The organism is Pseudoalteromonas sp. (assembly GCF_041613455.1).
GTDB lineage: Bacteria > Pseudomonadota > Gammaproteobacteria > Enterobacterales > Alteromonadaceae > Pseudoalteromonas.
On sequence record NZ_JBFJHD010000219.1, the window covers coordinates 1 to 4,898 of the forward strand.

General features: G+C 43.9%; 3 protein-coding genes. 1 reads left to right on the forward strand and 2 read right to left on the reverse strand.

Going from position 1 to position 4,898, the window contains the following annotated elements:
• Positions 1-354: 354 nt before the first annotated feature.
• Positions 355-1,512, reverse strand: a complete 1,158-nt coding sequence (locus tag ABYB02_RS14580) for a benzoate/H(+) symporter BenE family transporter (protein ID WP_372763136.1) — start codon at positions 1,510-1,512, stop codon at positions 355-357.
• A 154-nt stretch (positions 1,513-1,666) separates the two neighbouring features.
• A complete protein-coding gene (locus ABYB02_RS14585; protein ID WP_372763137.1) occupies positions 1,667-2,887 on the reverse strand; it encodes an alkaline phosphatase family protein in 1,221 nt (406 codons plus the stop codon).
• A gap of 383 nt (positions 2,888-3,270) precedes the next feature.
• Here ABYB02_RS14585 and dgt point away from each other — a divergent pair, with 383 nt between their 5' ends.
• Positions 3,271-4,737, forward strand: coding sequence for a dGTPase (gene dgt / locus ABYB02_RS14590; RefSeq protein ID WP_372763138.1), 1,467 nt, complete (start codon positions 3,271-3,273; stop codon positions 4,735-4,737).
• Positions 4,738-4,898: the final 161 nt, after the last annotated feature.

Sequence of the window (4,898 nt, forward strand, 5' to 3'; positions counted from 1 at the left end):
ACAGGCTGGCGGCGAAAAATACCGTTATATCGCCGCACTCAACGACCGCGACGACCATATAGCAGCCATGTTCGACGTGTTAAAGCCAATGTTGTAAAGGCAGCAAAGAGCAGGTTTTAGGTTTTAGGTTTTAGGTTTCAGGTTTCAGGTTTTAGGTGTCAGTTAGACATTAGCCAAGCGTGAAGTTTAGGTTATGCCGTAGGTTAGGTTTTACACCTCGCTTGTTCAATTAATAAAAAACAGCTTTACCACCAAGGAAACTGAGCTCACAGAGGTAGTAATTTTGTGGTTTATTGTAGTGAATCAGTTTTAGTTTTTTCCTAGAACCTAGAACCTAATAACTAAACACGCTTGTTACCCTTTACGGGTGATCAATAACGTGACTATACCGGCGACAATTCCCCAGCAGGCGGAGCCTATTGACCAAATTGTTAAATCTGATGCGGTGACTAAAAACGTGATAATGGCGGCTTCTGTGTAGTGGCCGCTGTGCAGCGCTTGTTGCAAGCTCGACGCAATAGTGCCAAATAAGGCAATGCCTGCTAGCGCTAAAATAAGTGCCTGCGGTAAGCTGGCAACTAACGACACTAAGCTTGCAGCGCACAGCGCCATAATAATATAAAAACAGCCTCCGGCAATACTTGCCCAGTAGCGTTTACTTGGGTTTTTATCAACCTCTTCACTCATACAAATCGCCGCGGTAATGGCAGCTAAGTTAATCGAGTAAGTACCAAATGGGGCTGTTATTAAATTAATTAACCCCGTCACATTTAACGACGCAGAAATAGGCGCTTTATAATTGTGTGCTTTTAATACCGCAATACCAGGTAGGTTTTGTGAGGTCATGGTTACAATATACAACGGGATACTAATACTAATAAACGCCTGTAAACTAAAGCTCGGCGCGGTATAAGTAAAGCTACTGGTTTGCCATTGCACATTACTGATATCAAAATGGCCCATCTGCCAAGCTAGGCACACACCAGTGACTAACACCGTCAGCATAGTGAAACGGGCAAAGTAGCGTTTTCCCACAAAGTAAACCGCCACCATTACGCCTATCATTAACGGCAGTTCATTCATAAAGCTAAACACATCGATGCCAAAATGCACCAATACCCCTGCCAACATCGCACAGGCTAACTCACTGGGAATACGGTTCATTATTTTTTCAAACCAGCCTGTCACGCCCGACAAAAACACCAATAATGCCGCCAACATAAAGGCCCCCACGGCTTGATTAAGGGTATAGCCTGCTGTGCTGGAGATAAGTAATGCAGCCCCTGGGGTAGACCACGCGATGAGTATCGGCACTTTATAGTAATAGGATAAACCAATAGAAGTCGTGCCCATTACTAAACCCAACATTAACACCCAGCTAGCAACCAGTTCTGGCGTCCCGCCTAACACAATCACCACTTGATATATCAAGGCAATCGAGCTGGTAAAACCTATGATCACCGCCACAAGCCCCGCTATTGTACGGTTTAGTAATTGCTCCATTTTTGCCATATCCTCTTGTTATTATTGTTTTTTAACATACATGGTGATTAATTGCTTGGCAATTAGTGGGAGCTGCCATTTACATGAAAAAAGCTCACCTAGCTCTTTGTTACACATAAAAAAGCGGCCTAACTGCCGCTAATTTAACTAATAAACTTTGCAGTTAATGCACAATCACCTTTTGCTTAATCGCGGGCATTAAACTTTTTCCGTCACTGTCTGTTTTGCTAAGTAACCTTAAGCCCATCACTTTAGCCAGTACTGGGTATATATCTAAGCTATTTATCTGTTCAAGCTGCATGCCGCTTTTAAATGCTGGCCCTATCGCCACAAAGGTCGCCGCCATATCATCGCTATAGGCATAACCATGCATGCCTATTGCACCTGCTGCTGTTGAATCAGCGAAAATGGCTGGAACCGTGGTTTGCAGTACAATATCACCTACCCGGGTGCCTGTATTATAATGATACCCTGCTAATTGCTCATCAGTTAACACCGTATAACGCCCTTTTGCCGCCTGCTGTAAACGCGTTTTATAGCCGGTAATATCAGCGTTTTTCGCCTCCGGTTTGCTATAAATAAGTAACCGCGGCCCTGTATTTACCACTAAAAAATTATCATCTTTAGGTAAGCTACTGGTTAATATACGTTGTGTAGGGTCTAACTTTGCCATGCCATGATCCGACACTATCACTAAGTTTACTGCTTGCTCTAATTTACTTAAGCGCGTTTGTAACTGCCCCATTAACGCATCAAGTTGCTTAACAGCATCGCGAGTTTGCTGCGCATCTGGGCCATATTTATGCCCCATAGTGTCTACCAATGAAAAGTAGCTGGCTACAAAACGCGGGCGCTGCGCCTTAGGTAAACTTAACCACTGCACTATTTGATCAACCCGTTGTTGATAGTCACCCTGTTGCGAATAATGATAGTAATAATCTGGTGTCATGCCATTAAAACGCGCATCCGACTCCGGCCAAAAATACACCGCCGATTTTAGTCCCTGCATTTTGGCTAAGTTCCACAGCGGTGTGCCGCTCAGCCAAGTACTGTCGTGTTGCCCTTTCCCCATGCTATAGCAAGCATTATTACGCGCCTTATCACAAAACTTATTATCAACAATGCCATGATTAACCGGCAATAAACCAGTAATAATAGAAAGATGGTTAGGGAACGTTTTCGTAGGGTAAACTGGGATTAACTTTTGCCCTCTAACTCCTTGCTCGCTCATGGCTTTTAAATGCGGCGCACCGTGTTTTTCTATGTAATCCCAACGCATACCATCGATGGAGATGAGCACTACGGTTTGATCTTTGGCCGCAAACGCATTATTCATCCCGAATAAAAGACACCAAAGCATGCCCTTCACAATCCACTGTTTCATTTAAATACCCTGTTTAACATAACGTTTATTTGTAACCTAGGTGCTAGGTGCTAGGTTCTAGGTTTTAGGTATGAGGCTCTAAGTATTAGCTTATTAGTTCCGCCTGATCGCTGCTCTTTCGCACCGCACTTGGCTAATGTCTACCTGACACCTGATACCTGACACCTGACACCTGACACCTGAAACCTAACACCTGAAACCTGACACCTGATACCTGATACCTGAAACCTGAAACCTGACACCTAACATCTGAAACCTAAAATCTGCTATTTCAATTTGATTTTAAAGCAATATATTAATTTAAGATACAAACTGCTAGATTAATAATAAACCACCACGATGCGCGCCATCTTTGGCCATCATCAACTTATAACAGGATAAAGATGATGATCGACTTTAGTAAAAAAATAACCCCTGCGCGCATGTTTCGCAGCACTGCAAACTTGCAAACGGCACTTGAAAGCGATCGCGGCCGCATCATCAATAGCGCTGCTATTCGCAGGCTACAACAAAAAACCCAAGTGTTTCCGCTGGAGCGTAACGCCGCTGTGCGCTCGCGCCTCACCCACTCATTAGAAGTACAACAAGTGGGGCGTTTTATCGTGCAGCGTATTTTTGCCAACTTAAGTTATCAGCAGCAAACCGATTACGGCCTAAATAACCTTGAACGCCCGCTTGAAAGCCTAGTAGAAATGGCCTGCCTAATGCACGATATAGGCAACCCTCCCTTTGGGCACTTTGGTGAAGCCGCAATTAACCATTGGTTTAGAGCGCATATGGCCAGTATTACTCCAGCGCGCTGCAAACAAGCACATTCCGGAATTGGCGTTATTTTTAAAAGCTTAGCCCACGACATTTGCCAGTTTGAAGGCAATGCCCAAGGCATACGCATTATTCATTCGCTGCAAGCACTTAATTTAACCTATTGCCAAAGCGCCAGTATTTTAAAATATACCCGCCCCGCCGGGCTCGACAGTAAAGACATTCCCGCCAATAAAAACTACTTAATGAAAAAAGTGGGGTATTACTACAGCGAAAAAGCCTTTATTGAGGCACTCCAAACGGAGCTTGATATGCAGCCGTATTGTCGCCACCCAGCAAGTTACATTATGGAAGCGGCCGACGACATATCGTATTGCTTGGCCGACATAGAAGACGCAGTCGAAAAAGGCATAATAACGGTTGAACTGCTGTGCACTAAACTGAAAAGTCATTATACCAAGGCGTTAATCAACCTCACTATTGATGACAGCCAACAGCACGACTTTGTCGCGAAAGCCCTAGACTATGCGCTCGAACGCGCAGAGGCCCAAGCGTTTAACTTTAATAGCGAGTTTTTTATCTATTTACGCGTCGCACTGCTGCATCCTTTAGTAAACCATGCTGCAAAACGCTTTATAAAACATATAGAGCCTATTTATCATGGCGACTTTAACCAAGCGCTACTTGAAGATAGTAGCCACTTGCACGCATTAACTATTGCTTTAAAGCAGGTGGCGCTTAACTATGTATTTTCGCACCACGAAGTAGAAAAACTTGAGCTGCAAGGCTATCGCATTATTAACGGCCTGCTTGATTGCTACAAACCGCTGTTACAACTGAGTAGCGATGACTTTAAGCGCGCACTCAATGGCGACAGTCGGCTGCTGATTGAATCACGTTTAGTAAAAAAGCTGTCGAAAAAGCACTTAAGTAGCTACCAACATGCCATAGACGCCATGCAAGAAGAGCCCGATCACTTTAGCGCCTATGAGTTTTATTATCGCTGTCGACTCATTCAAGATTATATTAGTGGCATGACCGACCAATTTGCCTACGACGAATATCGCAATCTTATGGTCATCGATTAGCCCCTAGATATATTTCAACTTTACGCTTAAAATCAATACTATTAATACTTTGGCGCTACTGGATTTTATGATTAAATTACTCACTCGTCTCAGCTTGTGCATTGCGCTGTGTTACAGCTTTAATAGCTCGGCTTACAACGAAGCTATGTGCATTCTGATCA

Bases quoted from the DNA above. Each gene is read 5' to 3' on its own strand.
- ABYB02_RS14580 (WP_372763136.1), bottom strand. From the start codon at position 1,512: ATGGCAAAAATGGAGCAATTACTAAACCGTACAATAGCGGGGCTTGTG.
- ABYB02_RS14585 (WP_372763137.1), bottom strand. From the start codon at position 2,887: ATGAAACAGTGGATTGTGAAGGGCATGCTTTGGTGTCTTTTATTCGGG.
- dgt (WP_372763138.1), top strand. From the start codon at position 3,271: ATGATGATCGACTTTAGTAAAAAAATAACCCCTGCGCGCATGTTTCGC.